The organism is Flavobacterium aquatile LMG 4008 = ATCC 11947 (assembly GCF_000757385.1).
GTDB classification, from domain to species: Bacteria; Bacteroidota; Bacteroidia; order Flavobacteriales; family Flavobacteriaceae; genus Flavobacterium; species Flavobacterium aquatile.
Genome location: NZ_JRHH01000002.1, coordinates 148,178 through 171,331 on the forward strand (window position 1 = coordinate 148,178; position 23,154 = coordinate 171,331).

The 23,154-nt window shown below is 29.5% G+C and carries 23 protein-coding genes; 22 read left to right on the forward strand and 1 reads right to left on the reverse strand.

Annotated features, from left to right (window positions below; all coding sequences use genetic code 11):
• Window positions 1–49 precede the first annotated feature (49 nt).
• The gene (locus tag LG45_RS03580) at window positions 50–229 is read right to left on the reverse strand and encodes a Sec-independent protein translocase subunit TatA/TatB (protein WP_035124507.1); all 180 of its coding nucleotides are present in this window, start codon (window positions 227–229) and stop codon (window positions 50–52) included.
• 170 nt (window positions 230–399) lie between these two features.
• On the opposite strand from LG45_RS03580, the gene LG45_RS03585 reads away from it, so the two are divergent.
• The 22 genes from LG45_RS03585 to LG45_RS03690 all read left to right on the forward strand — a co-directional run bounded on the left by LG45_RS03585 (window position 400) and on the right by LG45_RS03690 (window position 23,153).
• Window positions 400–903, forward strand: coding sequence for a hypothetical protein (locus tag LG45_RS03585; protein ID WP_035124510.1), 504 nt, complete (start codon window positions 400–402; stop codon window positions 901–903).
• 47 nt (window positions 904–950) lie between these two features.
• Complete coding sequence (locus LG45_RS03590; protein WP_035124512.1) at window positions 951–2,429, forward strand: GH3 auxin-responsive promoter family protein; 1,479 nt, start codon at window positions 951–953, stop codon at window positions 2,427–2,429.
• A gap of 123 nt (window positions 2,430–2,552) precedes the next feature.
• Window positions 2,553–3,428, forward strand: coding sequence for a carboxypeptidase-like regulatory domain-containing protein (locus LG45_RS03595; RefSeq protein ID WP_035124513.1), 876 nt, complete (start codon window positions 2,553–2,555; stop codon window positions 3,426–3,428).
• Between the two features lie 42 nt (window positions 3,429–3,470).
• Entirely contained in the window at window positions 3,471–5,162 is a 1,692-nt protein-coding gene (locus LG45_RS03600; RefSeq protein WP_035124515.1) for a DUF6909 family protein, read from the forward strand.
• A gap of 9 nt (window positions 5,163–5,171) precedes the next feature.
• Window positions 5,172–6,158 carry a hypothetical protein gene (locus LG45_RS03605; RefSeq protein ID WP_035124517.1) on the forward strand — a complete coding sequence of 329 codons (987 nt, stop codon included), beginning with the start codon at window positions 5,172–5,174 and terminating at the stop codon, window positions 6,156–6,158.
• A complete protein-coding gene (rfbA, locus tag LG45_RS03610) occupies window positions 6,158–7,021 on the forward strand; it encodes a glucose-1-phosphate thymidylyltransferase RfbA (RefSeq protein WP_035124519.1) in 864 nt (287 codons plus the stop codon). The genes LG45_RS03605 and rfbA overlap by 1 nt, the downstream gene beginning before the upstream one ends.
• 64 nt (window positions 7,022–7,085) lie before the next feature.
• Entirely contained in the window at window positions 7,086–7,637 is a 552-nt protein-coding gene (gene rfbC / locus LG45_RS03615; RefSeq protein ID WP_035124520.1) for a dTDP-4-dehydrorhamnose 3,5-epimerase, read from the forward strand.
• Window positions 7,631–8,485, forward strand: coding sequence for a dTDP-4-dehydrorhamnose reductase (rfbD, locus tag LG45_RS03620; protein ID WP_035124522.1), 855 nt, complete (start codon window positions 7,631–7,633; stop codon window positions 8,483–8,485). Before rfbC ends, rfbD begins: the two co-directional genes overlap by 7 nt.
• Window positions 8,486–9,418 carry a glycosyltransferase family 2 protein gene (locus LG45_RS03625; RefSeq protein WP_035124524.1) on the forward strand — a complete coding sequence of 311 codons (933 nt, stop codon included), beginning with the start codon at window positions 8,486–8,488 and terminating at the stop codon, window positions 9,416–9,418. It abuts the gene before it with no gap.
• Entirely contained in the window at window positions 9,408–10,091 is a 684-nt protein-coding gene (locus LG45_RS15990) for a GNAT family N-acetyltransferase (protein WP_165570789.1), read from the forward strand. Before LG45_RS03625 ends, LG45_RS15990 begins: the two co-directional genes overlap by 11 nt.
• A gap of 11 nt (window positions 10,092–10,102) precedes the next feature.
• Entirely contained in the window at window positions 10,103–11,257 is a 1,155-nt protein-coding gene (locus tag LG45_RS03635) for a hypothetical protein (protein ID WP_035124526.1), read from the forward strand.
• Window positions 11,257–12,378: a dTDP-4-amino-4,6-dideoxygalactose transaminase gene (gene rffA / locus LG45_RS03640; RefSeq protein ID WP_035124527.1), complete on the forward strand. Its 1,122-nt coding sequence runs from the start codon at window positions 11,257–11,259 to the stop codon at window positions 12,376–12,378. Before LG45_RS03635 ends, rffA begins: the two co-directional genes overlap by 1 nt.
• Entirely contained in the window at window positions 12,378–14,231 is a 1,854-nt protein-coding gene (locus LG45_RS03645; protein WP_035124528.1) for a glycosyltransferase family 39 protein, read from the forward strand. Before rffA ends, LG45_RS03645 begins: the two co-directional genes overlap by 1 nt.
• Window positions 14,232–14,280: 49 nt before the next feature.
• A complete protein-coding gene (locus LG45_RS03650; protein WP_035124529.1) occupies window positions 14,281–14,847 on the forward strand; it encodes a hypothetical protein in 567 nt (188 codons plus the stop codon).
• Between the two features lie 70 nt (window positions 14,848–14,917).
• Window positions 14,918–15,442, forward strand: coding sequence for a hypothetical protein (locus LG45_RS03655; protein WP_035124531.1), 525 nt, complete (start codon window positions 14,918–14,920; stop codon window positions 15,440–15,442).
• Window positions 15,443–15,451: 9 nt separating this feature from the next.
• On the forward strand, window positions 15,452–16,699 hold the full coding sequence (locus LG45_RS03660) for an oligosaccharide flippase family protein (protein ID WP_165570790.1): 1,248 nt from the start codon (window positions 15,452–15,454) through the stop codon (window positions 16,697–16,699).
• Window positions 16,696–17,376: an acyltransferase gene (locus tag LG45_RS03665; protein WP_035124534.1), complete on the forward strand. Its 681-nt coding sequence runs from the start codon at window positions 16,696–16,698 to the stop codon at window positions 17,374–17,376. Before LG45_RS03660 ends, LG45_RS03665 begins: the two co-directional genes overlap by 4 nt.
• The gene (locus LG45_RS03670) at window positions 17,373–18,602 is read left to right on the forward strand and encodes an O-antigen ligase family protein (RefSeq protein ID WP_081932029.1); all 1,230 of its coding nucleotides are present in this window, start codon (window positions 17,373–17,375) and stop codon (window positions 18,600–18,602) included. Before LG45_RS03665 ends, LG45_RS03670 begins: the two co-directional genes overlap by 4 nt.
• On the forward strand, window positions 18,599–19,738 hold the full coding sequence (locus tag LG45_RS03675) for a glycosyltransferase family 4 protein (RefSeq protein ID WP_035124540.1): 1,140 nt from the start codon (window positions 18,599–18,601) through the stop codon (window positions 19,736–19,738). The genes LG45_RS03670 and LG45_RS03675 overlap by 4 nt, the downstream gene beginning before the upstream one ends.
• 75 nt (window positions 19,739–19,813) lie before the next feature.
• Window positions 19,814–20,917, forward strand: coding sequence for a DUF1972 domain-containing protein (locus tag LG45_RS03680; protein ID WP_035124542.1), 1,104 nt, complete (start codon window positions 19,814–19,816; stop codon window positions 20,915–20,917).
• Entirely contained in the window at window positions 20,862–22,163 is a 1,302-nt protein-coding gene (locus LG45_RS03685; protein ID WP_081932030.1) for an O-antigen ligase family protein, read from the forward strand. Before LG45_RS03680 ends, LG45_RS03685 begins: the two co-directional genes overlap by 56 nt.
• Window positions 22,164–22,169: 6 nt before the next feature.
• Window positions 22,170–23,153 carry a UDP-glucuronic acid decarboxylase family protein gene (locus LG45_RS03690; RefSeq protein ID WP_035124544.1) on the forward strand — a complete coding sequence of 328 codons (984 nt, stop codon included), beginning with the start codon at window positions 22,170–22,172 and terminating at the stop codon, window positions 23,151–23,153.
• Window position 23,154: the final 1 nt, after the last annotated feature.

Genomic DNA, 23,154 nt, shown 5'->3' on the forward strand with positions numbered 1-23,154 from the left:
TGTTTCAGAATCTAGTGGTTTGGGATTTTCAATATTGTGATTTAAAAAACTATTTAGTTTCTTCTTCTTTTTTAGAATCAGCAGGTTGGTCTTCGCCTTTTGCTGCATTTTTGAATTCTTTAACTCCAGAACCTAATCCTTTCATTAATTCAGGAATTTTTTTCCCTCCAAAAAGTAGTAAAATAACAACACCAATAACAATCCATTCAGTTGCTCCCATTCTTCCCATGATATATAGAATTTATGCTTTCGCAGATTTTTAATAAAATTATACTGCAAATGTAAAAATAAAAAACTTCACAATTTATTTTCATCAATTTATTTATAGTTAAACTTCGTTAATTCTTTCGCAAGCAATACAGCAACAAATTTTCTATATTTGTATGATAATAAAAAAAAATGGCACAAAAGCGTCTTAAAAAGCAATTGCTAAAGAAAAAACTCTTCACTAAAAACCGATTGGTAATTCTAAACGAAGACACCTTTGAAGAAGTATTTTCATTAAAACTTACCTTGATGAATGTCTTTGTCTTTGCTACAATTGGAGCGATTTTAATCATTTTTGTCACCACTTTTATCATCGCTTTTACGCCTTTACGCGAATACATTCCGGGTTATACATCAACAAAACTTAAGAAAGATGCTACTGAGTTAGCTCTAAAATCAGATTCGCTAGAATTTGCAATTAAGAAAAATGAAGCCTATCTCGAATCGATTAAAAAGGTATTGAACGGCGATTTACAATATGCCAAAGTCAATAAAGATTCTATTCTAGCCATTTCTGTCGATACTTTACCCGATTTGCAATTAACAGCCACTGAAGCCGAATTGAAATTAAGAAAAGAAGTAGCTGAGGAAGATAAAGAATTGAAAAAAGCTAAAGAATCTAAAAAATCAAAATAAAAACCTTTGCGACTTAGTGTCTTTGTGGCAAAAAAGTGTCTTTTAATATGTCAATAAAATCAATAGCAGCCAAAATATTTGCTAAGAAAATCCACAAAAAAACTTTGCAATGGGCTTCAAAACCTGTTGAAACACAACAAAAAGTTTTTGAAGATTTAATCCGTTTAGCCAAAAATACTCAATTCGGAAAAGACCATAAATTTGATGAAATAAAATCGTTTCAAGATTTTGCAAAGCAAGTTCCCATTCGAGATTATGAAGAACTAAAACCTTATGTTGACAAAGTTGTTAAAGGCGAATCAGATGTTCTTTGGAAAGGAAAACCACTTTATTTTGCTAAAACATCCGGAACAACTTCGGGCGCCAAATATATTCCGCTTACTAAAGAATCCATGCCATTTCACATTCTTGCCGCACGAAATGCCATCTTAAGTTACATTCACGAAACAGGAAACGCCCATTTTGTTGATGGAAAAATGATTTTCTTGCAAGGAAGTCCGATTTTAGAAGAAAAAAACGGAATAAAACTCGGACGATTATCCGGAATTGTAGCGCATTTTGTTCCGAGCTATTTGCAAAAAAACAGAATGCCCAGTTGGGAAACCAATTGTATAGAAGATTGGGAAACCAAAGTAGACGCGATTGTAGAAGAAACCATCAACGAAAATATGTCGGTTATTTCGGGAATTCCGTCATGGGTGCAAATGTATTTCGAAAAACTTCAAGAAAAAGCAAATAAACCTGTTGGCGAACTCTTTAAAAACTTCAATTTATTCATTTACGGCGGTGTTAATTTTGAACCCTACAGAGCCAAATTCGAAAATCTTATTGGTCGAAAAGTAGATTCAATAGAACTTTTCCCAGCTTCCGAAGGATTTTTTGCCTACCAAGATTCGCAGAAAGAAAAAGGAATGTTATTGCTTCTAAACGCTGGAATTTTCTATGAATTTATAAAATCCGAAGAGTTTTTCACTGACAATCCTAAACGTTACACTATTGGCGAAGTCGAGCTAAATGTAAACTACGTTTTAATAATTTCTACCAACGCCGGACTCTGGGCTTACAACATTGGCGATACCATTCAGTTCACCAGTTTACAACCTTATCGCGTCATCGTTTCGGGTAGAATTAAACACTATATTTCGGCTTTTGGCGAGCACGTAATTGGCAAAGAAGTTGAGCACGCCTTGAAAGAAGCAATGGAAAATACTGACATTCGAGTAAACGAATTTACGGTTGCACCACAAATTGCTCCAGAAACCGGTTTGCCGTATCACGAATGGTTCATTGAATTTGAAAACGAACCCAATAATCTCGAAGAATTTGCGTTAACAATCGACGCCGCAATGCGCAAACAAAATGTGTATTACGATGATTTAATCGTTGGAAAAGTATTGCGAACACTAGTAATAACAAAGGTTTCTAAAAACGGATTCCAAGAATACATGAAATCTATTGGGAAATTGGGTGGCCAAAACAAGTTACCAAGATTGTCTAACGATAGAAAAATAGCCGATCAATTATAAAAAGTAGGAGCGAATCGCTTGGGCATTTTCAATAATGGTAATTCCTGCTGCCTTTCCAAAGTCCCAATAAAATTGGGAGCTTTTCCCTTGCATCAGGGCTAAATAGCAAACTATAAACAAGAAATGAGACTAACAATTACTTTTTTACTACTATTCACCAATATACTTTCGGCTCAAATAAAAGGTGTTGTTAAAGACAGCATTTCGGGAAAACCAATTCCGTATGTGAACATTCTTGTTGAGGATGAGAACATTAGAACAACATCAGAAGAAAACGGAGAATTCACCATAAATCCAGCCAATAAAAAGGCTAATTTAATTTTCTCTGCTTTAGGTTTTGAAAAGAAAAAAGTTTCGGTTTCCAATGCTAAAGTTGTTCTTTTAAAAGAGATGAGTTATGAACTTGATGATGTTTTTATATCGAATAGAAAAGACGAAAAACAAATAGAAATTGGTAAAATAGATAAAAGCGAAATCTATCAAGCCTTTGAAAACGGACCAACAATTGACGTGAAATTTTTCCCATATCAAGTTTCCTATAAGAAAACGCAATACTTAAAAAACGTAACCATTTTTGCCGACAGTAGAATAGAAGATGCCACCATAAAACTACATTTTTACAAAGTTGATTCGGATGGTTTTCCAGGTGAAGAACTCATGAATAAAGACATTATTCTCACACTTAAAAATGGAGTTATTAAAAACAAATACAATTTATCTAAATACAATTTAACGTTCCCAAAAACTGGACTTTTCGTTGGATTTGAAAAATTATTAATCCAGAAAAACACGGTTGAGAAAACACAAACTAATGCCAGTTTGAATACCACAAAGAAGTACAATACTTATCTTCCGTATGTGCTTTATGGTCGAGCCGAAAAAGATTTTCTATTCACTTTCACCAAAGGAAAATGGATAAAACAAGATAAAAGAAGTGCAAATTCATCAGAAAAAGCAACAATTGACGAACCTGCAATTAACCTTATCCTAACCAACTAAACTATAAAATCCCTATATTTGCGGGTTAGAAAACAAAATTTAATGAAGGAAATTAAAAACATTTCGCGCTCACGAGCGCAAGAATCGTCGGCAGCTATCGAACGATTGTACATTACCATGAGACATTTATTTAACAGAGGTTTTTATAAACCAATGGGTGTTTCGGGAGAAACTTTAAGAGAAGCATTACTAGAGCTTCGACCAGAAATTTACGGCTCAATAGCCGATGAAAAAGTAGAATTAAACGGATTGCTTTATGTAATAGAAAGGCTTCCGGTTGGCATTGAAGAATGTCGTTACATCAATTTAACTTCCGACGAAGGTTATTCAAAATCACATTTTAAAGCTATTGTTCCGCCAAAACGTAGAAGAAATTGCTACCGAATTGACGAAGAACAAATGAATGTTGAAATCACTCGTGGACGATCAGACATTTACGATATTTTAACGCATTTGACCTTTATTTTTATTGAATCACATAAAATTAAAGACAAGGTTTTAATTGATGAAAACAACAATGAAGTAGTTCGTGATTGGTTAAAAATTGAACAAGCAGCTTTACAACCAAAGAAACTTACCCAAATAGAGAAAGAGCAAGCAATATCTCATGCAGCTAATGTTTTAGGAAGAACATTTGTCGAAATTTTAGATATTTACGACGCTTTTGGAACCACAGAAAAACCCGATCGTTTTCTTCACGTAATTTATTGGTTAGGAAAACTGGCAATAGAAGAAGTGGTTGATAATAATAAAAGAACAATTACGTTTTCTCCTATTTTAAGAGAACGTCTTGGACATCACATTCATGGTGAAATTTGGGCAAATAATATTAAGGAAGTTTTAAAAAACAACGATTTATTAGTTAGACCAATTCATATTATTAGTGCCAACATGCACAGTGTTATGAATTCGATTTTTGCTACTCATGTTTTAAAAACTAAATTCAAAGACAAGTCAGATTTCTTTATATTTGAAGAATTAAGTAAGCAAGGTGCTCATGATGTGAGAGATAAAGTAGAGGAATTTGCCTTGAAACACGGAATGATTTCGTTACCTGACACATCGGGAACCAATATTGACGTTCAAATATTTGATACAGCAAAAATTGATTGGGTAAAATCGGCGTTTCCAAATGCTAAAATTGGCAAAGACAATCCGGTGATTATTGTAATGGATTATGCTTTTGGCGAGCAAGCTTATGAAACCATCGACGAATTATTAAAACCTTATAAAAACGGAAAAGAGAAAACATTAATCAATGTTGAATCGGTTTCTATTATGGGAAAAGCCGGAATTCTAGAAGGAGGAAAAGGCGACATTATGATTCCGAACGCACACATAAATGAAGGAACAGCAGACAATTATTTTTTCGAAAATCAATTAACTGCCGACATGTTTGAAGGAAACGACATACCAGTTTTTGCTGGACCAATGATTACCGTTTTGGGAACATCGCTTCAAAATAAAGATTTATTAAAGTTTTTTCATGAATCTACTTGGAGTGTAATTGGTTTGGAGATGGAAGGTGCTTATTATCAAAAAGCGATACAATCGGCATCGAAAATTAGAAAAAGCATCAATCCAAATGTAAAAGTAAGATACGCTTATTATGCTTCAGATAATCCATTAGAAACAGGAAGTACTTTAGCTTCTGGCGGATTAGGAACAACAGGAGTAAAGCCTACTTACTTGATTACGATTAAAATATTAGAACAAATTTTCAACACAAAATAATACAATTTTATGAGTACAGAATCTCAAAACAATTCAGATAACCAAGAAATTGATTTGTCTCAAATTTCAAAAAAAATAGGAGGATTTTTCGAAGATATTTCGACTTCTATATTTAAAGGAATTTTGTTTCTTAAAAGAAACATTTTAATAATTGGAGGTTTATTTGTTCTTGGTGTAGTTCTTGGTATTTATCTTGATAAGACTTCTAAAAGTTATGATCATCAAGTAATAGTTACACCAAATTTTGGTTCTACTGACTATTTATATTCTAAAATTGAACTTATTAATTCTAAAATTGGAGAGCAAGATACTTTGTTCTTAAAAAATGTTTTAGGATTGAAAGAGCCAAAAAAGTTTAAAAGAATAGCGATTGAGCCAATTAATGATGTCTATAAGTTTATTGAAAATAGAGAACAAAATTTTGAATTCATTAAATTGTTGGCCGAAGATGGCGATATTAAAAAAATTATAACAGAAAAAGTTACCAGTAAGAATTATCCTTTTCATGCTATATCTTTTTCAACTTCTAAATTAGCATCTGAAAAAAATACTGTTGAGCCAATTTTAAAATATTTAAATGATTCTGATTATTATTCAAAAATTCAAAAAGAATATATAAACAATATTAAAGTTAAAATTGTAGAAAACGATTCAATAATTTCTCAAATTAACGGGTTTTTAAATACCCTCTCAAACGAAGGAAATAAATCACAATCCAATGACAATCTTGTGTACATTAATGAAAACACACAACTTAATGATGTAATAAAAACCAAAGAGGAGTTAGTTTCAGAACAAGGTAATCGCAGAATTGAATTAATTAACACGGATAAGATTATTAAACAAATTAGCGTAACCTTAAATGTTAAAAATATTAAATCGATTAATGGAAAACTTAAATTGGTACTTCCTTTTTTATTTTTATTTATATTTATTGGTATAACAATTTTTAGATCTTTCTACAGAAGACAATTAGCTAAATCTAAACTACAATAATGAAAGGAATTATTTTAGCTGGAGGTTCTGGCACTAGATTGCACCCATTAACTTTAGCAGTTAGTAAGCAATTGATGCCTATTTATGATAAACCAATGATTTATTATCCGTTATCTACATTGATGTGGGCAGGAATTAGCGAAATATTAATCATATCAACTCCTCACGATTTACCTTTGTTTAAACAACTTTTGGGTGATGGAAAAAGTTTAGGCTGTAAATTTGAGTATGCTGTTCAGGAAAACCCTAACGGATTGGCTGAAGCATTTATTATTGGTAAAGAATTTGTAGGAAACGATAAAGTAGCTTTAATTCTTGGGGATAACATTTTTTACGGAACAGGTTTAGCCGAGCTTCTACAAACAAATAATAATCCTGATGGTGGAATCATCTATGCCTATCATGTTCATGATCCAGAACGGTATGGAGTAGTTGATTTTGACAAAGAAGGAAAAGTACTTTCCATTGAAGAAAAACCAGAAAATCCAAAATCGAATTATGCGGTACCAGGCATCTATTTTTATGACAACTCAGTTATAGAAATTGCCGCCAATATAAAACCAAGCCATCGAGGTGAACTAGAAATCACCGATGTTAATAAAGAATATCTCAACCGAGGAAATCTTAAAGTTAGTATTTTAGATAGAGGAACAGCTTGGTTAGATACCGGTACTTTTCAGTCTTTAATGCAAGCCGGACAATTTGTTCAAGTTATAGAAGAACGCCAAGGTTTAAAAATTGGTGCTATTGAAGAAGCCGCTTACAAAATGGGTTTCATTAATGAAGAGCAATTAAAATCTTTAGCGACTCCTTTATTAAAAAGCGGTTACGGAGTTCATTTAATGAGTTTGTTAGAAAAGTAAGAAGAAATAACATTGAATAAAGAGCGTAGAATAAAGATTTTTGCTTTAGAAACTGAAACTGAACATGAAATTTATAGAAACCAAACTTAAAGGTTGCTTTATTTTAGAACCAAACATCATAAAAGACGAACGTGGTTATTTTATGGAAAGCTTTAACGAGCAAACTTTTGAAAAAGGTACCAAGCAAAAAATTCATTTTGTTCAAGACAATCAATCCTATTCGTCAATGGGTGTTTTAAGAGGATTACATTATCAAACTGGCAATCATGCTCAAGCCAAATTGGTGCGAGTTTTAAGCGGAGAAGTTCTTGATGTTGCTGTTGATATTCGGCCAGAATCGGATACTTATGGGCAACATATTACTGTTTTACTTTCTGGAGAGAATCAAAAACAATTTTTTGTTCCAAGAGGATTTGCACATGGATTTTTAGTATTAAGTGAAAAAGCAACTTTCTTCTACAAATGCGATAATTTTTATAATAAAGAAAGTGAAGGCGGAATAAAATATGACGATTTAGACTTAAATATTGATTGGCAATTTGATACTGATAAATTGATAATTTCCGAAAAAGATCAATCACTGCCTAATTTTAAATCAGCTAGAAAAGCATGGTAGTTTTAGTCACTGGAGCCAACGGACAATTAGGTCAAGCAATTCAATCTATATCAGATAAGCATCCGAAGATAGATTTTAAATTTTGCACGTCATCTGATTTAGATATTACTTCTAAAGAAAATTGTCAATTGGTTTTTACTAAATTTAAACCTAACTATTGTATAAATGCCGCAGCTTACACAGCTGTTGACAAAGCCGAAAGCGAACCAGATAAAGCACAACTTATAAATATAATTGGTGCTAAAAATTTAGCTGAGGTTTGTAAAGAATTTTCAGCAACATTGCTTCATGTTTCAACCGATTTTGTATTTGACGGAAGTAAAACAACGCCATACCTTGAAACCGATATTCCAAATCCGATAGGCGTTTACGGAAAAACAAAATTAGACGGAGAAAAAGCCATTCAAGAAACATTTGACAATTATTTCATTATAAGAACATCTTGGGTTTATTCGCAATTTGGAAATAACTTCATGAAAACTATGTTACGATTAGCATCAGAAAGAGATAGTTTGTCTGTAGTTTCGGACCAAATAGGAACGCCAACACACGCAGTTGATTTAGCTGAGGTTTTAATTAAGATAATTTCCTCTTGTCATTCTGAACTTGTTTCAGAATCTCACTTCGGAATATACAACTACAGCAACAAAGGACAATGTTCTTGGTATGATTTTGCAAAAAAAATATTTGAAGTAAACAATATTAGTATAAATTTACAACCTATACCAACCACAAGTTTTCCAACTCCAGCTAAAAGACCAGCTTACAGTGTTTTGGATAAATCAAAAATTAAGAATGTTTTTGGATTGGAAATTAATAATTGGGAAGAAAGTTTAAAAAAGAAATAAGTGAATACTAATCCTAAAATATCAATTGTAAGTCCGATTTACAAAGCAGAACACTTTGTAGAAAAGTTGGTTTTTGAAATTCAAAAAGCTATGAATATTCTTGATGTTGACTTTGAAATAATTCTGGTTGACGACAGAAGTAAAGACAATTCTTGGCAAAAAATGAAAGAACAATCTTTAAAAAACCCTTATGTTAAGAGTGTTAGATTGAGCCGAAATTTTGGACAGCATCCAGCAATTATGGCAGGATTAAGCCAAGCCAAAGGCGAATGGATTGTTGTAATGGATTGCGATTTACAAGATCAGCCTAAAGAAATAGTAAAATTATACAACAAAGCTTTAGAAGGTTTTGAAATAGTTCAGGCACGAAGAAAAAATAGAGAAGACAAGTTTTTAAAGAAATTATCGTCTAAAGTTTTTTCAAAAGTATATAGCTATTTTACTGATACAAAGTATGATAATGAAATTGCAAACTTTGGAATTTATCACAAAAAAGTTATTCATTCTATTTTAGACATTTCAGATTCTATTAAATTCTTTCCGCTTTTTGTAGAATTTGTTGGCTATAAATCTACATCAATTATAGTTGAACATGCGCCAAGAGATTCGGGAACAACAAGTTATAGTTTTTCTAAACTAGTTAGCTTAGCGTTTAATACCATTATTTCATTTTCTAACAAACCATTAAAACTGTTTGTAAAGTTTGGAATGATAATTTCTTTTTTATCATTTTGTGTTGGAATCTATTATATTTATCAAGCTATGCATCACGAAATTGAGGTCATAGGATATACTTCTATAATTGTGTCAATATGGTTTTTGTCTGGAGTAATTATCACAACAATTGGAGTTGCCGGAATTTATATTGGTAAAATATTTGATCAGACAAAAAATCGTCCTGTTTATATAATTGATGAAATTCATGGAAATTAAAAAACTAGATTGGGATAGTGACTTTTTTAATATTAAAGTTGGCGAAATTATAAATCCTGATATAGATTTAATAGTTTTGAATGAAGATTTTGATTTAATTTACTCAAAAAGTGATGTTAATAATGAAGTTAGAATAGATGGATTTATAAATTCATTTTTTGAAACTAAAGTTTTATTTACTAAGGAAATTGTTCAAAAAAAAGAGATAAGTAAAAATATATTTTCAATTTCAAAAGTAAATATCGACATAAATTTTCTGTATGATTTAGCTTTTGAAAGCGGAAAAATGAGTCGATTTAATTTAGATAAAAAATTTGGACGAACAAAATTTGAAGAGCTTTATAAAAAATGGATTGACAACTCATTAAATAAACAATTTGCAGACGAAGTATTGGTTTATCAAGAAGATGGTAAAACACTTGGATTTGTCACGTATAAAATATATCATGATTTTGGGACAATTGGTCTAATTGCGGTAGATTCGCTTGTTCAAGGAAAAGGAATTGGAAGTAAATTAATTGATGCAGTAGAGAATCACCTATTAAAAGCATCAATTTATAAACTAAATATTCCAACACAGTTAGAAAATAAGAATGCTTGCAGTTTTTATGAAAAAAAAGATTATAAGATAATAGAAACCACAACAATTAAACATTTTTGGAAAAACATTTAAAAATTTAAAACATGAAATTATTTAATGATAAAATTGGCTATTTTGATGTCATTGTTTTTATAATATTGATTTATTTGTTTTATAATTTCACATTTACAATCCAAACGGATATTCAGCTACATGCTCAATTTATTAAAGATTATGCATACGGAAATAAACCTTTTCAGGTAAATTTTTTGTATTATTTTGCAGTTTATTTTTTAACCTTTTTTTCTTCTAAATCATCTGCATTATTGGTAATGTCTGTTTATGTGCTAACAAGTGCAACCTTTGCTAAATATTATATTGTTAAAAGAATATTTCTGAAAAACATACCCAATGTATCAATTAAAACAGCAACAATTTCATCATTTTTATTGCTTTTTTGTTTTAGTTTACCCGTCTTGTATTTCGTTTTAGATTATTTTTATTTATTAAATTTTCCTCCAAACGTTTGGCACAATTCTACTACAATTTTTGTAATGCCTTTTGTATTATTACTTTTTTGGATTTCAAATAAGCAGCTTGATTCTCCTAGTAAAAATAACCTCTATATCATTTGTTTATTAATTATTCTGAACGCACTTATTAAGCCAAGTTTTTTATTCGTTTACTTGCCTATTTATCCATTGTTATTATTAAAAACATATACTTTTTTCAAAAAAGTTTTTTGGATAAACTTAATTCCAATTTTCATTGCTTGTTTATTAATCTTTGGTGAATATTATTTAATATATTTAGGAAAAAATAATACTCAAGAAAGCTCAGTTACTGTTGATTTCTTTTACTTTTATAAAAACTGGTCTAAAGGATTTAATGTTATTCTAGCCTTATTTATTGCGCTGCTGTCGAGTTTGTTATTTCCAATAATAACAATTATAAAAAACAAACAGTTATTACATAATAAAATGATTCAATTTTCAGCTTTAGCTGTTCTACTTAGCATTATAATTAGTATTTCAGTTAGAGAAACTGGAGTTAGAGAAAATGATGGAAATTTTTTATGGCAAACTTTTATGTGCGTCTTTTTATTGTTCTTTTCATGTCTTTATCAATTAATGATTTTAATAAATAAGTCGAATAATAATTGGAAAAAGTATTTACCCGAATTAATAATTTTTGGAATTCATTTTATTTCTGGTATCGCTTATTTACTAAATATTTTTATAACAAATAATTATTTCTAATGATTCCATTTAATAAACCCTATTTAACAGGAAAAGAAACCGATTATATTACTGATGCTGTAGCATCGGGAAAAATTTCTGGAAACGGAAAGTACACAAAAATGTGTCAAGATTTTTTTGAAAAAAAGTTTGGTTTCAAAAAAACATTACTTACAACATCTTGCACGGATGCGTTGGAAATGGCAGCAATACTGATTAACTTAGAAGAAGGTGATGAGGTAATTATGCCATCATATACTTTTGTTTCAACATCAAATGCCTTTGTTTTACGTGGTGCAAAAATAGTTTTTGCCGATAGTTTGCCCAATCATCCAAACATGGATTGCAGTAAGTTGGAGTCTTTAATTACACCAAATACAAAAGCAATCGTTCCAGTTCATTACGCAGGCGTATCGTGTGATATGGATGTAATTATGGAATTAGCAAAAGCACACAATTTATTTGTAGTAGAAGATGCCGCGCAAGCCATAGATAGTTATTATACAGGAAAAGACGGAATTAAAAAAGCATTAGGTTCAATAGGTCATTTAGCCGCATTTTCTTTTCATGAAACCAAAAATATTATTTCTGGCGAAGGAGGAATGTTAGCTATAAACGACGAACAATTTATAGATCGTGCCGAAATTATTTGGGAAAAAGGAACGAATCGTTCTGCTTTTTTTAGAGGTGAAGTTGATAAATATGGTTGGGTTGATATTGGAAGTTCTTTTTTACCATCAGAAATAATAGCTGCTTTTTTATGGGCACAATTGGAAAACTTAGAAAAAATACAATCAGTTAGAAAATCACATTGGGAAAACTATAAAATACAATTAGAAAATTGGGCTAAATCAAATGAAATTGAACTACCTCTAATTCCAAACTATGCAACCAATAATGGTCACATGTTTTTTATAAAATGTAAAAATGTAGAACAACGCACTCAAATAATTAATAAATTAAAAGAGAAAAATACACATCCTGTTTTTCATTACATAAGTTTACATTCAAGTCCATATTACAGCGATAAGCATGACGGTAGAATATTGCCAAACACAGATAATTTTACAGATACATTGTTAAGACTTCCATTGTTTTATGAGTTAGATGTACAAACAGTAATTAATCAAATTGTAGAATAATGGATAAAGTTTTAAATTTTATTAAAGAAAACAAATTTTTAGTAGTTATACTTTTAGTTGCAACAATTTTAAGGTTTTACAAAATAAATCTTCAAAGTCTGTGGATGGATGAAATCTACACCATGAATGTTTCAAATCCTGCTAATTCATACGGAACAATTATAACAGAGGTTAATAATAGAGAAGGATTTCCTTATTTTTATTTTCTACTTTTAAAAACTTTGTATACGGTTTTTGGTTATTCACCAATTGTTTCCAGAGGATTATCGGCAGTTTTAGGCGTTTTAAGTGTTTATATAATTGCTAGGCTGGGCGAAAAAATGTTTAGTAAACAAGCAGGAATTTTTGCAGCATTAATTCTGGCATTTAGTGAATACGCAATATATATATCCCAAGATGCAAGGCCTTACACGTTTTATCTTTTTTGTATATTGTTAACGTATTATTATTTAATAAAATACTTAAAAGATGTAAGCAAGACAAATGCAATTAAATATGGACTCTCATTAGGTTTACTATTAAATGTGAATTTTTTTGCTGCAATAAACGTAGTTTCTCAAGGGTTTTTGTTAGTATTATTTTGTTTTATTTTAGATGCAGAAAAAAGAAAAACATTTATAAAATATACACTCTTAACCATCATCATCACATTTATACTTTTTACGCCCAACATTTATAAATTAGTGTTATTATCAAGAATTGAATCTTTTTGGATACCAGCGCCAACAACAGAAACAATTTCTTTAATTTTAAAAGAATTTTTAGGAAATTCAGAAATTACTCTCTTTCTGTTTTTATCAATTTTTATATTTTTCATGATTACAATTTTTAATACTAATAAATTAGAAAAAACTAAAGATATATTTAATGATAAAAAAACGTTTAGCTTTTTAATATTAGCAAGCTGGACTTTCTTGTATTTTATTGTTATTTTTTTAAAATCGTACACACAAACCTCCTTGTTTTTAGCAAGATATTTAACAAGTTTATTTCCAGCCATAATTTTAATATTTGGAATTGGATTGGCGATGATAAAAAACAATGCTATTAAAACTACTTTTGCTTCAATTTTAGTAATATTTATTTTTTTCAATCATACTATTGTAAGAGGTTATTATAGAGGACCAAATAAAACTCAATTCAGAGAAGCGTCTCAATTAATAATTGATAAGAATAAAAACAATGAAACAGTTTATACAAGTCTAAAATATTGGTTTGATTATTACTTAAACAATAACAATGTTAAATTTAATGTTGTTGAAAAACCAAATTTAGAAACCATAATAAATGAAATGATTGCCAATCCTTCAACAACTAAACCTTTTTGGTACACGGATGCGCACGGAAGACCATTTCAATTATCAGAAAACGCACAGCAATTTGTAAATAGTAATTTCTACATAGACGAAAATTTTGATGGTTTCGACGCATGGACCAAACATTTTATTCTTTTAAAAGATGTAAAAAAAGATGTAGATGTATCTAAATTTGGAACATTAAAAGATTTTAACGGAACACCATTTAAATTTAATTTAGAAGTTTTTGAAAACACAAATTACGTTTTGACTGCTTCTGGATGGGCATATTTTGATGAACAAGATGCAACAGAAAGTAAAATAGATTTAGTTTTAATAAAAGATGGCGTTGCAATTAAAATACCTTCTCAAAAAGTTAATAGACCTGACGTAACCAGTTATTTTAAAAGTTCATTTAACTTATCAAATTCAGGGTTTACAGCGTCCTTTAATTTAAAGGACTTGCCTAGTGGAAACTATAGACTAGGTATTTTGATAGTGGATAAAACAACTAATAAATCAGGTCTAAATTTGACAGATAAAACAATTATAAAATAATTAACAAAATATAATAAAAATATTATAGATTTGCAAAAAAAACAAAAAAATGAAATTTAAAATAGCAACAATTATAGTACTTGCATTATGTCTATTTTCATGTAAAAAAGAAATAGATGGTCAAGAGAAGAAAAGTGAAGAAGTAACAAATGTAGCTAAAGACGACCTTTTCCGAGTTGGTTTTAACTTAATAGTTAAAAAAGACGATAATATGCATTTATACTACACTATTGATGGAAGTATTAATTTTGAAGAAGAAAATTCTGTTTGGATGCCTGTAAAAGGAAGTGATAAACCACAAGATGTAGTTTTTGTTTTACCAGAAGGAATTATTCCTTCTTTGGTAAGAATTGATTTAGGTTTTGGTAAAAATGAAACTCAATCAGACATAGATTTAAAATCTTTTGAATTATCTTATATGGGTAAAAACGAAGTTGTATCTGGACAAGAAATGTTCAAGTATTTTACACCTTTTGAAGGATATACCGATATTGAACCAGGAACTACAATTCTTAAAAGACATAAAAAAGATCAAGCTTCTGGACCAATATTATATCCACAAACTATTTTATCAGAAAAAATCAATAAAGTTACTTCTGGAGGAAGTCCTGAATAGTAATAATTAAGTTTAAAATTTAAAACTACAAATAAAGATTTATCTTTGTTTGTAGTTTTTATTTTTATACATGAAAAAGTTTATAACAACTCTATATTTATCTGCATCATTTTTTTTAATTAGTTGCAATAAAGACCCCAAAACCAATGTGTTAGTAGTAGATATAGATGCTGTAATCCAAACAACAGATTCTATAAATACGTATTATACAACCAATAATTCAATCGAATTTAATGATCCGCAATCTTTTTGGACAAAAGTAAAAGGAAGTAAAAAAAACCAAAAAATTCAAATTACTTTTCCAGATTCAATCCAACCCAATCAAATTCGTCTCGATTTTGGTAGAAATATAAAACAACCAGAAATTATTGTTAATGAGATGAAATTCTCATACAAGAAAAAAAGCTTTGATGCTAAAGGCGAAGAAGTTTATTTTTTATTTAGAGTTGATGAATCAAACACTACAGTCAATAAACTAACAGGGAGTTTAAAAAGGAAAGAAAAAACCCAAATTGTTGGACCTTCACTATATCCAAATGGTGATAAATTATATAAAAAATTAAATCAGTTATATTCTGAAAAACTTCACAAATAAATGGTGCAATTGCTTAAGAAAATAGTATTCCACCAGCAATTCCAAAAACTAGGTATCTATGGTTTTGGACAAGCTTTTAATTTAGTAACGCCTTTGCTAGTTGTTCCATACATTGTATCGGTTTGCGGCGAAGAAAATTTTGGTAAAACCGCTGTTGGAATGGCGATTGCTTTCTTCTTAATTGTATTTGTAGATTTTGGATCTGATATAATTGGTGTTAGAGAAGTTGCTGTAAATAGAGATAATCCCAAAGCTCTAAATAAAATTTTCACAACAACTTACGCAGTAAAAGCCATTATTTTAATCGTTGTTTTAGTGGTTACAAGCATTATTTTTCTGTCTTTTTCCTATTTTCTTTCAGAATACAAAATGTTCTTTCTAGGACTATTAGTATTACTCGGACAATTCATAAATCCAACTTGGTTTTTGCAAGGAATTGAAAACGTAAAGTGGATAACGATTTTAAATGTAATTTCAAAAACCATTTATCTTGCCGGAATTTTCTTTACTGTAAAACACGAACACGATTATATTTACATCAATATGTGGTGGGGAATTGGCATGATAATTTCAAACTTTGTAATGTTTATTTTAGTAGTAAAGAAACATCAGTTTTCCTTTCTAACGGTAAATAAATCTGAAGTTGTAAATCATATAAAAAATGATTTTTCTATGTTTTCTTCACAAATATTTGTTTCATTACAATTGTACGCTCCAGTAGTTTTAATAAGTTATTTTGGAAGCAATTTAATGGCAGGACAGTATAGAATTGTTGAACAAATTATAGTAATTTTTAAAACTTATATCTTTTTATTTTTTAATTATGTTTTCCCAAAAGTGTGCTTTTTAGTAGAATTTGATTATGAAAAAGGGATTAAAAATTGGATTATTTATAACGGTGCTAATTTGTTTTTTATAACAATTGCAATGATTGTTTTACACATTTTCTCCTATGAAACAGTCTCCTTTTTTAATCCAACCAACAGATATATATTAAGTAACTTATTGCAAGTTGCAGTTTTTATACCATTAATTTTAGCCGTTTCAATTCCGTTAAAGCAATTAATTTTAGCTTTAAATCATAAACTTTATTATGTAAGATTAACTTCGATTATGGTGATTTTGAATTTAGTTTCAATAATTATTTTACTGCCACAACTTCAAGTATATGGCGTTTTTTATTCTTTAATAGCAACAGATTTAATTATTATTATTTTTTATCTTTACAAACTAAAGAAAACCAAAAAGCTTTTATGATTAAGAATTTATTTCAAAAGTTATTAAATAAGTCTGGAAAAAGCTATGTTGTAGATTCTAGGATCCCTCAAAAACTTATAATTTATATTCTCATAAGAAGAATGATAATGGTTGTAAGAGGTTTTCTTAAAACAGGTAAAAAAGTCTTTATTGGAAATAACACAAGAATTCTAAATTCAGGAAATATCCATTTTGGAAAAAGCGTTACTATTGATAAACATTGTTTAATTGACGGATTCTCTTCAGAAAAAATAATCTTTGGTGATTGTGTAAAAATAGGTGCTTTTTCAACTTTAAGTTCTACAAGTCATATGTCAAAATATGGAAGAGGTCTTAAGATGGGAGACAACTCTGCGGTAGGTCAATTTACTGAGTTTGGCGCTGCTGGAGGAATAGAAATTGGTAATGATGTAATCATGGGTTCTTACATAAGTTTTCATTCAGAAAACCATAATTTTACTGACTTGTCCAAACTTATAAGAGAGCAAGGCGTTACTTCTAAAGGAATAAAATTAGGAAATAACATTTGGGTTGGTGCTAAAGTCACCTTTCTTGACGGCTGCGTTGTTGGCGACAATTCTGTAGTTGCTGCTGGTGCAGTTGTTAATGGTATCTATCCAGAAAATTCAATAATTGGTGGCGTTCCTGCCAAAGTATTAAAATCTACATTAGAATGAAAATACGAATTAATAAAGCTAACATAAATCAACTACTTTTTATTATTTGTGTAATTGTTCCCTTTTTTAATATATATGAACTTTCGTTTGTGGTATGGATGACAGCTGTTGTATTAACAATAAAAAACAACTATTCACTAGAATTTGTAAAGTACATTAGTATTTTTATTGTAATTTTTTTACTGGCAGTCATCGTTGGTCTGAGTTATGATTATAGTTTGTATTTCACAATAAGAGACATAACTTATCTATTAAAACCCATCTCAGGATTACTTTTAGGATATCAATTGTTTCATAAAAGTATAAAAAATCCCTTCCAATTTGTTGTTTATGCAGGAATTTCAATTGCTCTTTATCACTTAATATTGGTTGGTTATGGATTTGTGTTTCAAAATATTAGAAACATGAGAGATATTAGGTTTTATGGAGGTTACTTTAATGATTTTGAAATATATACTTTGGTTTTATTAGTGTTTAGAGATAAATTCAATTTAGAATTTTCTAGAAGAAAAAGTATAGTTTTTCTAACCATTCTTGCCGTTTCGAGCTTCTTTTATTTAGCAAGAACCAATTTCCTTCAATTTATTATTTTGATAATGGCCATTAAAGGAGTTTTTGTTTTAACTAAAAAATCACTTACCATAATTACAATTGTAATTGCGTTAACAATTGCCGGATATGCCTCAATTTATTATTACAATCCAGTTAGAAATGGAAAAGGGATTGACGAATTTTTATATAAAATTAAAATGGCTCCTGCCGAAGCATTTAGTACTAAAATAAACAGAAACGATTGGAAACAATTTAACGATAACTATAGATCTTATGAAAACATAAGAACCGTCCAGCAATTATCATACAACTCAACTTTGCTTTTTGGAGAAGGAATAGGATCTCAAGTAGATTTAAAACAAAAAGTTTATCTTGGTGATATGGAATTAAGACATATTTCAATACTACATAATGGTTTTATGACTGTACTATTAAAAACAGGATTGTTAGGATTGTTTATCTATTTGTATTCTATAATTTTCTTTTTTAAACGAAATACTTATTCTAATCCTAATCTTGTAAACATTCATTATCTTTTTATTGGAACTGGAGTTTTTCTTATCTTATCAAATTGGGTTTTTATGGGTTTTTATAATCTAATTGATACAAAATCGTTGTTAATAGGATTTTTATTTGCCTACAAATACAATTTAATAAAATCGGCTCAACAATGAAAAACATTCTTTTCATACATCAATCTGCAGAACTTTATGGGTCAGATAAAACCTTGCTGTTATTATTAAAACATCTAGACAAAGCAAATTTTAATTCAGTAGTAATTTTACCTAATGACGGACCATTAAAAACCGAATTAGAAAAAGAAAATATTAAAGTTGTCATTGCTCCAGTATTGAAATTGTACCGAAAAATGTTTTCACCAGGAAACATTTTAAAGTTTTTTGTAGATATAAAAGAGGCATTCAAAGCTTTGGATATATTGAATAAAGAATATAAATTCGATTTAATATATTCTAATACTTTAGCTGTTTTATTAGGAATGATTTATTCCCGAAAAAGACAAATTAAACATATTTGGCATGTTCACGAAATTATTGTTCATCCTAAAATTATAGCGTCAACGTTTCCAAAATTGTTGAATAAGTATGCTGATTTGATTATTTGTAATTCCTACTCAACTATGAAAAATCTAACAGATAGAACTAAAATGTTAGAGCATAAATCAGTTGTAATTTACAATGGGATTGAATCAACTATGTATAATGAAATTGAATCTAAAGAGGATTTTGGTTTTGCCTCTCAAGATTTACTTCTCACTTTAGTAGGACGAATTAGCAGATTAAAAGGGCATAAATGGTTGTTATCTACTTTCATAAATGAATTATCAAAAAATTTAGAGGTGCAGCTATTGTTTGTAGGTTCGCCTGTAGAAAACCAAGAATATTATTTAGAAGAAATAGAAGAAATAATTTTAGATAATAAATTAAGTAATAGAGTAAAAATCATTCCTTTTACTAAAGATTTATCAAAAATTTGGTCAATAACAGATATTGCCATAATGCCATCAACAGAAGCAGAATCTTTTGGTCTAGTTGCTGTAGAAGCTATGCTTGCAAAAAAACCGGTTATCGGTTCTAATCATGGCGGATTAACAGAAATTATTGTAAATAATGAAACGGGCTTTTTAGTAGAACCAAATAATGAAACCAAATTAGCCGAAGCCATTTCTAAACTAATTGAAAATCCAGAGTTGAGAAAACAATTTGGAGAAAACGGATATCAACGTGCAATAAACGAATTTTCTGTTGCTACTTATGTCAATAAATTTGAAAAGCTTCTTTTAGAGTTATAATTACTCTCACTTTTTTAAATTCATTTGTTAAATTATTTATAAAAAATGTACTTTTGCAATCGATAACACCATTGCATGAAAATAGCCATATTAGGAACAAGAGGAATACCCAATTATTACGGAGGTTTTGAGCAATTTGCAGAGTTTTTCTCGGTTTATCTTGTAGAAAAAGGGCATGAAGTTTATTGCTACAATTCACACAATCATAAGTTTCAAGAAAAGACATTTCATGGTGTAAATATAATTCATCAGCATGATCCCGAATATAAATACGGCACTTTTGGACAGTTTATTTATGACTATAATTGCATAATGGATTCTCGCAAAAGAGATTTTGATATCATTCTTCAATTAGGTTATACTAGTAATTCGGTTTGGTATTTTCTTTTACCTAAAAAATCAATTATTGTAACCAATATGGACGGCTTAGAGTGGAAGCGAACAAAGTATTCTAAGCCAGTACAACAGTTTCTAAAATTTGCCGAGAGATTAGCAGCAATTTCAAGTGACTATTTAATTTCTGATTCATTAGGAATTGAAAAATTTCTAAAAGAAAAATACAATAAAGAATCAACCTATATAGCTTACGGCGCGCATCCATTTAATAATCCAACTGAAGAAATTCTAAAACAGTACGGCGTTCAAAAAGAAAACTTCAACATGATTATGGCTCGTTTCGAACCAGAAAATAATTTAGACATGGTTCTTGAAGGGGTAAGTATTTCTAGTGATAAAACTCCCATTCTTGTAATAGGAAAACACGATACAAAGTATGGTGAATACTTAAAAAATAAATATAAGAACTTCAATAATATTAACTTCTTAGGCGGAATTTATAATTTAGAACATCTTAACAATTTGCGCTATTTTTCTAAACTCTATTTTCACGGTCATTCTGTTGGTGGAACTAATCCTTCACTATTAGAAGCCATGGCATCACAAGCGTTAGTTATAGCACACAACAACGATTTTAACAAGGGAATTCTAAAAGAAAACAGCTATTACTTTTGTAATCCAGAAGAAGTAAAGAATATTTTAGAAACTATAAAAAAAAGTGATAACTTGCCAATGGTTCAAAACAACTATCAAGCAATAATTAAAGATTTCAATTGGGATAAAATTAATGGGCAATATTTACAATTACTTGATGACTGCTTGGCAAGAGGAAAGAAAAAATAATCTATTTATTTTACTCGCAGCTTTAGTTTTAGTTACCATACCGTTACCATATATTTTCAATAGTATTGCAGTTGGAGTATTTGTATTATCAACAATTTTCAGTTCTAGAAATTATAAATTCAGCTTTCAAAAAATCTTAATTTATCCTATTGCACTCTATTTTTTAATGGCATTATCTATTGTTTGGACAATAGATTTTAAAATAACTTTTGAAGCACTTTCTAAAGAATTACCTCTCTTATTAATTCCATTTTGCTTTTTTATAATTCAATTTAGCAATTCAGAAAAACTTAAAATTCTTAGTTATTTTAGTCATGCCATTTTCGGATTCTGTATTTTTTATCTCATTAAAGCAATTGTAAGATATTTTCTTACAAATGATGTATCCGTTTTTTTCTATCATGAATTAGTAACATTAGACCTAAATGCAATTCACGTTTCAGTTTATTGTGTGGTAAGCCTTTTTTATTTTTTAGTAAAAATCAATAAGAGCACATTTGATAAAGTTGCTATTGTTATTTTAACTTCGGTTACAATCTTACTTTCTTCCAAAAATATTATTATAACTTTTATTATATTGTTGTTGATTTATGCATTTTTCAATAGAAAAAACACTATTAAAAAAAATTATATTTATCTATTTTTAATACTTTTTATTGCCACTTCAATATTTTTTTTCAGTAAAATTAAAGAGCGCTTTGAAATTGAAATTCAATCTACTGCAACAGAAAAAACTATCAACAATTCCATGTCAGATAAGGGACCAGTTTATAATGTCACCATAAATGATGCTTGGAATAAAGATAGATTTCGCCACAACGATTATTTTTCGGGGACAGCTTTACGAGTATATCAAATTAGAATTTTTAAAGAGTTACTACACGAGGAGAATATTTTTTTTACAGGTTTCGGATTAAATGCATCTCGGGAAAAAATAAAAGAAAAAAGAATTGAACATAATTTGTATCCTGGTTATGAAAGATTTAATTTTCACAATCAATACGTACAAAATTTTGCCGATTTAGGAGTGTTTGGATTTATACTTTTGATAATAATTGTCCTCTTAACATTAAAAACAGCAATTAAAAACAAAGATTTTATACATTTTTCTTTTGCAGTTCTAATGATAAGTTTATTTTTGACAGAGTCATTTTTATGGAGACAACGAGGTGTAGTATTTTTCACCATGTTATATTGTCTTTTAAACACCAACATGATAGCTTCAAAATTTAAAAAAGAAATTTAAAAACATATGAAAAGAATTTTAATTACCGGTGCTGCTGGTTTTTTAGGATCGCATCTTTGTGATCGTTTCATTGCCGAAGGATATTATGTTATTGGAATGGACAACCTTATTACCGGAGATTTAAAAAACATTGAACATCTTTTCAAACATAAAGATTTTGAATTCTATCATCACGATGTTACTAAATTTGTTCACGTTCCCGGAAATCTAGATTATATTCTTCACTTTGCCTCGCCTGCAAGTCCAATAGATTATTTAAAAATTCCAATTCAAACACTTAAAGTTGGTTCATTAGGAACGCATAATCTTTTAGGTTTGGCACGTGTAAAAAAAGCTAGAATTCTAATAGCATCAACATCTGAAGTTTATGGAGATCCATTAGTTCATCCTCAAACCGAAGATTATTATGGAAACGTAAACACCATCGGACCACGAGGTGTTTATGATGAGGCAAAACGCTTTCAAGAATCAATAACAATGGCATATCATACCTTTCATGGTGTTGAAACAAGAATTGTTAGAATTTTCAATACTTATGGTCCAAGAATGCGACTAAACGATGGTCGTGTAATTCCTGCATTTATTGGGCAAGCACTTCGCGGAGAAGATTTAACTATTTTCGGAGATGGAATGCAAACACGCTCTTTTTGTTATGTGACCGATCAAGTGGAAGGAATTTTTAGATTATTACATTCTGATTACGCATATCCTGTAAATATTGGAAATCCAGACGAAATTACCATCAAAGATTTTGCAGAAGAAATAATTAAACTAACCGGTACAAACCAAAAAGTAGTTTATCATCCGCTACCTATAAATGATCCTTTACAACGTCAACCAGATACTACAAAAGCAAAAGAATTGTTAGGTTGGGAAGCAAAAGTGAAACGAGATGAAGGCATGAAATTAACTTATGCTTATTTTAAATCATTGTCTTTAGAAGAACTTTTAAAAGAGGAGCATAAAGATTTTAAAGGTTATATTCATTAAT

Bases quoted from the DNA above. Each gene is read 5' to 3' on its own strand.
- LG45_RS03580 (WP_035124507.1), bottom strand. From the start codon at position 229: ATGGGAAGAATGGGAGCAACTGAATGGATTGTTATTGGTGTTGTTATT.
- LG45_RS03585 (WP_035124510.1), top strand. From the start codon at position 400: ATGGCACAAAAGCGTCTTAAAAAGCAATTGCTAAAGAAAAAACTCTTC.
- LG45_RS03590 (WP_035124512.1), top strand. From the start codon at position 951: ATGTCAATAAAATCAATAGCAGCCAAAATATTTGCTAAGAAAATCCAC.
- LG45_RS03595 (WP_035124513.1), top strand. From the start codon at position 2,553: ATGAGACTAACAATTACTTTTTTACTACTATTCACCAATATACTTTCG.
- LG45_RS03600 (WP_035124515.1), top strand. From the start codon at position 3,471: ATGAAGGAAATTAAAAACATTTCGCGCTCACGAGCGCAAGAATCGTCG.
- LG45_RS03605 (WP_035124517.1), top strand. From the start codon at position 5,172: ATGAGTACAGAATCTCAAAACAATTCAGATAACCAAGAAATTGATTTG.
- rfbA (WP_035124519.1), top strand. From the start codon at position 6,158: ATGAAAGGAATTATTTTAGCTGGAGGTTCTGGCACTAGATTGCACCCA.
- rfbC (WP_035124520.1), top strand. From the start codon at position 7,086: ATGAAATTTATAGAAACCAAACTTAAAGGTTGCTTTATTTTAGAACCA.
- rfbD (WP_035124522.1), top strand. From the start codon at position 7,631: ATGGTAGTTTTAGTCACTGGAGCCAACGGACAATTAGGTCAAGCAATT.
- LG45_RS15990 (WP_165570789.1), top strand. From the start codon at position 9,408: ATGGAAATTAAAAAACTAGATTGGGATAGTGACTTTTTTAATATTAAA.
- LG45_RS03635 (WP_035124526.1), top strand. From the start codon at position 10,103: ATGAAATTATTTAATGATAAAATTGGCTATTTTGATGTCATTGTTTTT.
- rffA (WP_035124527.1), top strand. From the start codon at position 11,257: ATGATTCCATTTAATAAACCCTATTTAACAGGAAAAGAAACCGATTAT.
- LG45_RS03645 (WP_035124528.1), top strand. From the start codon at position 12,378: ATGGATAAAGTTTTAAATTTTATTAAAGAAAACAAATTTTTAGTAGTT.
- LG45_RS03650 (WP_035124529.1), top strand. From the start codon at position 14,281: ATGAAATTTAAAATAGCAACAATTATAGTACTTGCATTATGTCTATTT.
- LG45_RS03655 (WP_035124531.1), top strand. From the start codon at position 14,918: ATGAAAAAGTTTATAACAACTCTATATTTATCTGCATCATTTTTTTTA.
- LG45_RS03665 (WP_035124534.1), top strand. From the start codon at position 16,696: ATGATTAAGAATTTATTTCAAAAGTTATTAAATAAGTCTGGAAAAAGC.
- LG45_RS03670 (WP_081932029.1), top strand. From the start codon at position 17,373: ATGAAAATACGAATTAATAAAGCTAACATAAATCAACTACTTTTTATT.
- LG45_RS03675 (WP_035124540.1), top strand. From the start codon at position 18,599: ATGAAAAACATTCTTTTCATACATCAATCTGCAGAACTTTATGGGTCA.
- LG45_RS03680 (WP_035124542.1), top strand. From the start codon at position 19,814: ATGAAAATAGCCATATTAGGAACAAGAGGAATACCCAATTATTACGGA.
- LG45_RS03685 (WP_081932030.1), top strand. From the start codon at position 20,862: ATGGGCAATATTTACAATTACTTGATGACTGCTTGGCAAGAGGAAAGA.
- LG45_RS03690 (WP_035124544.1), top strand. From the start codon at position 22,170: ATGAAAAGAATTTTAATTACCGGTGCTGCTGGTTTTTTAGGATCGCAT.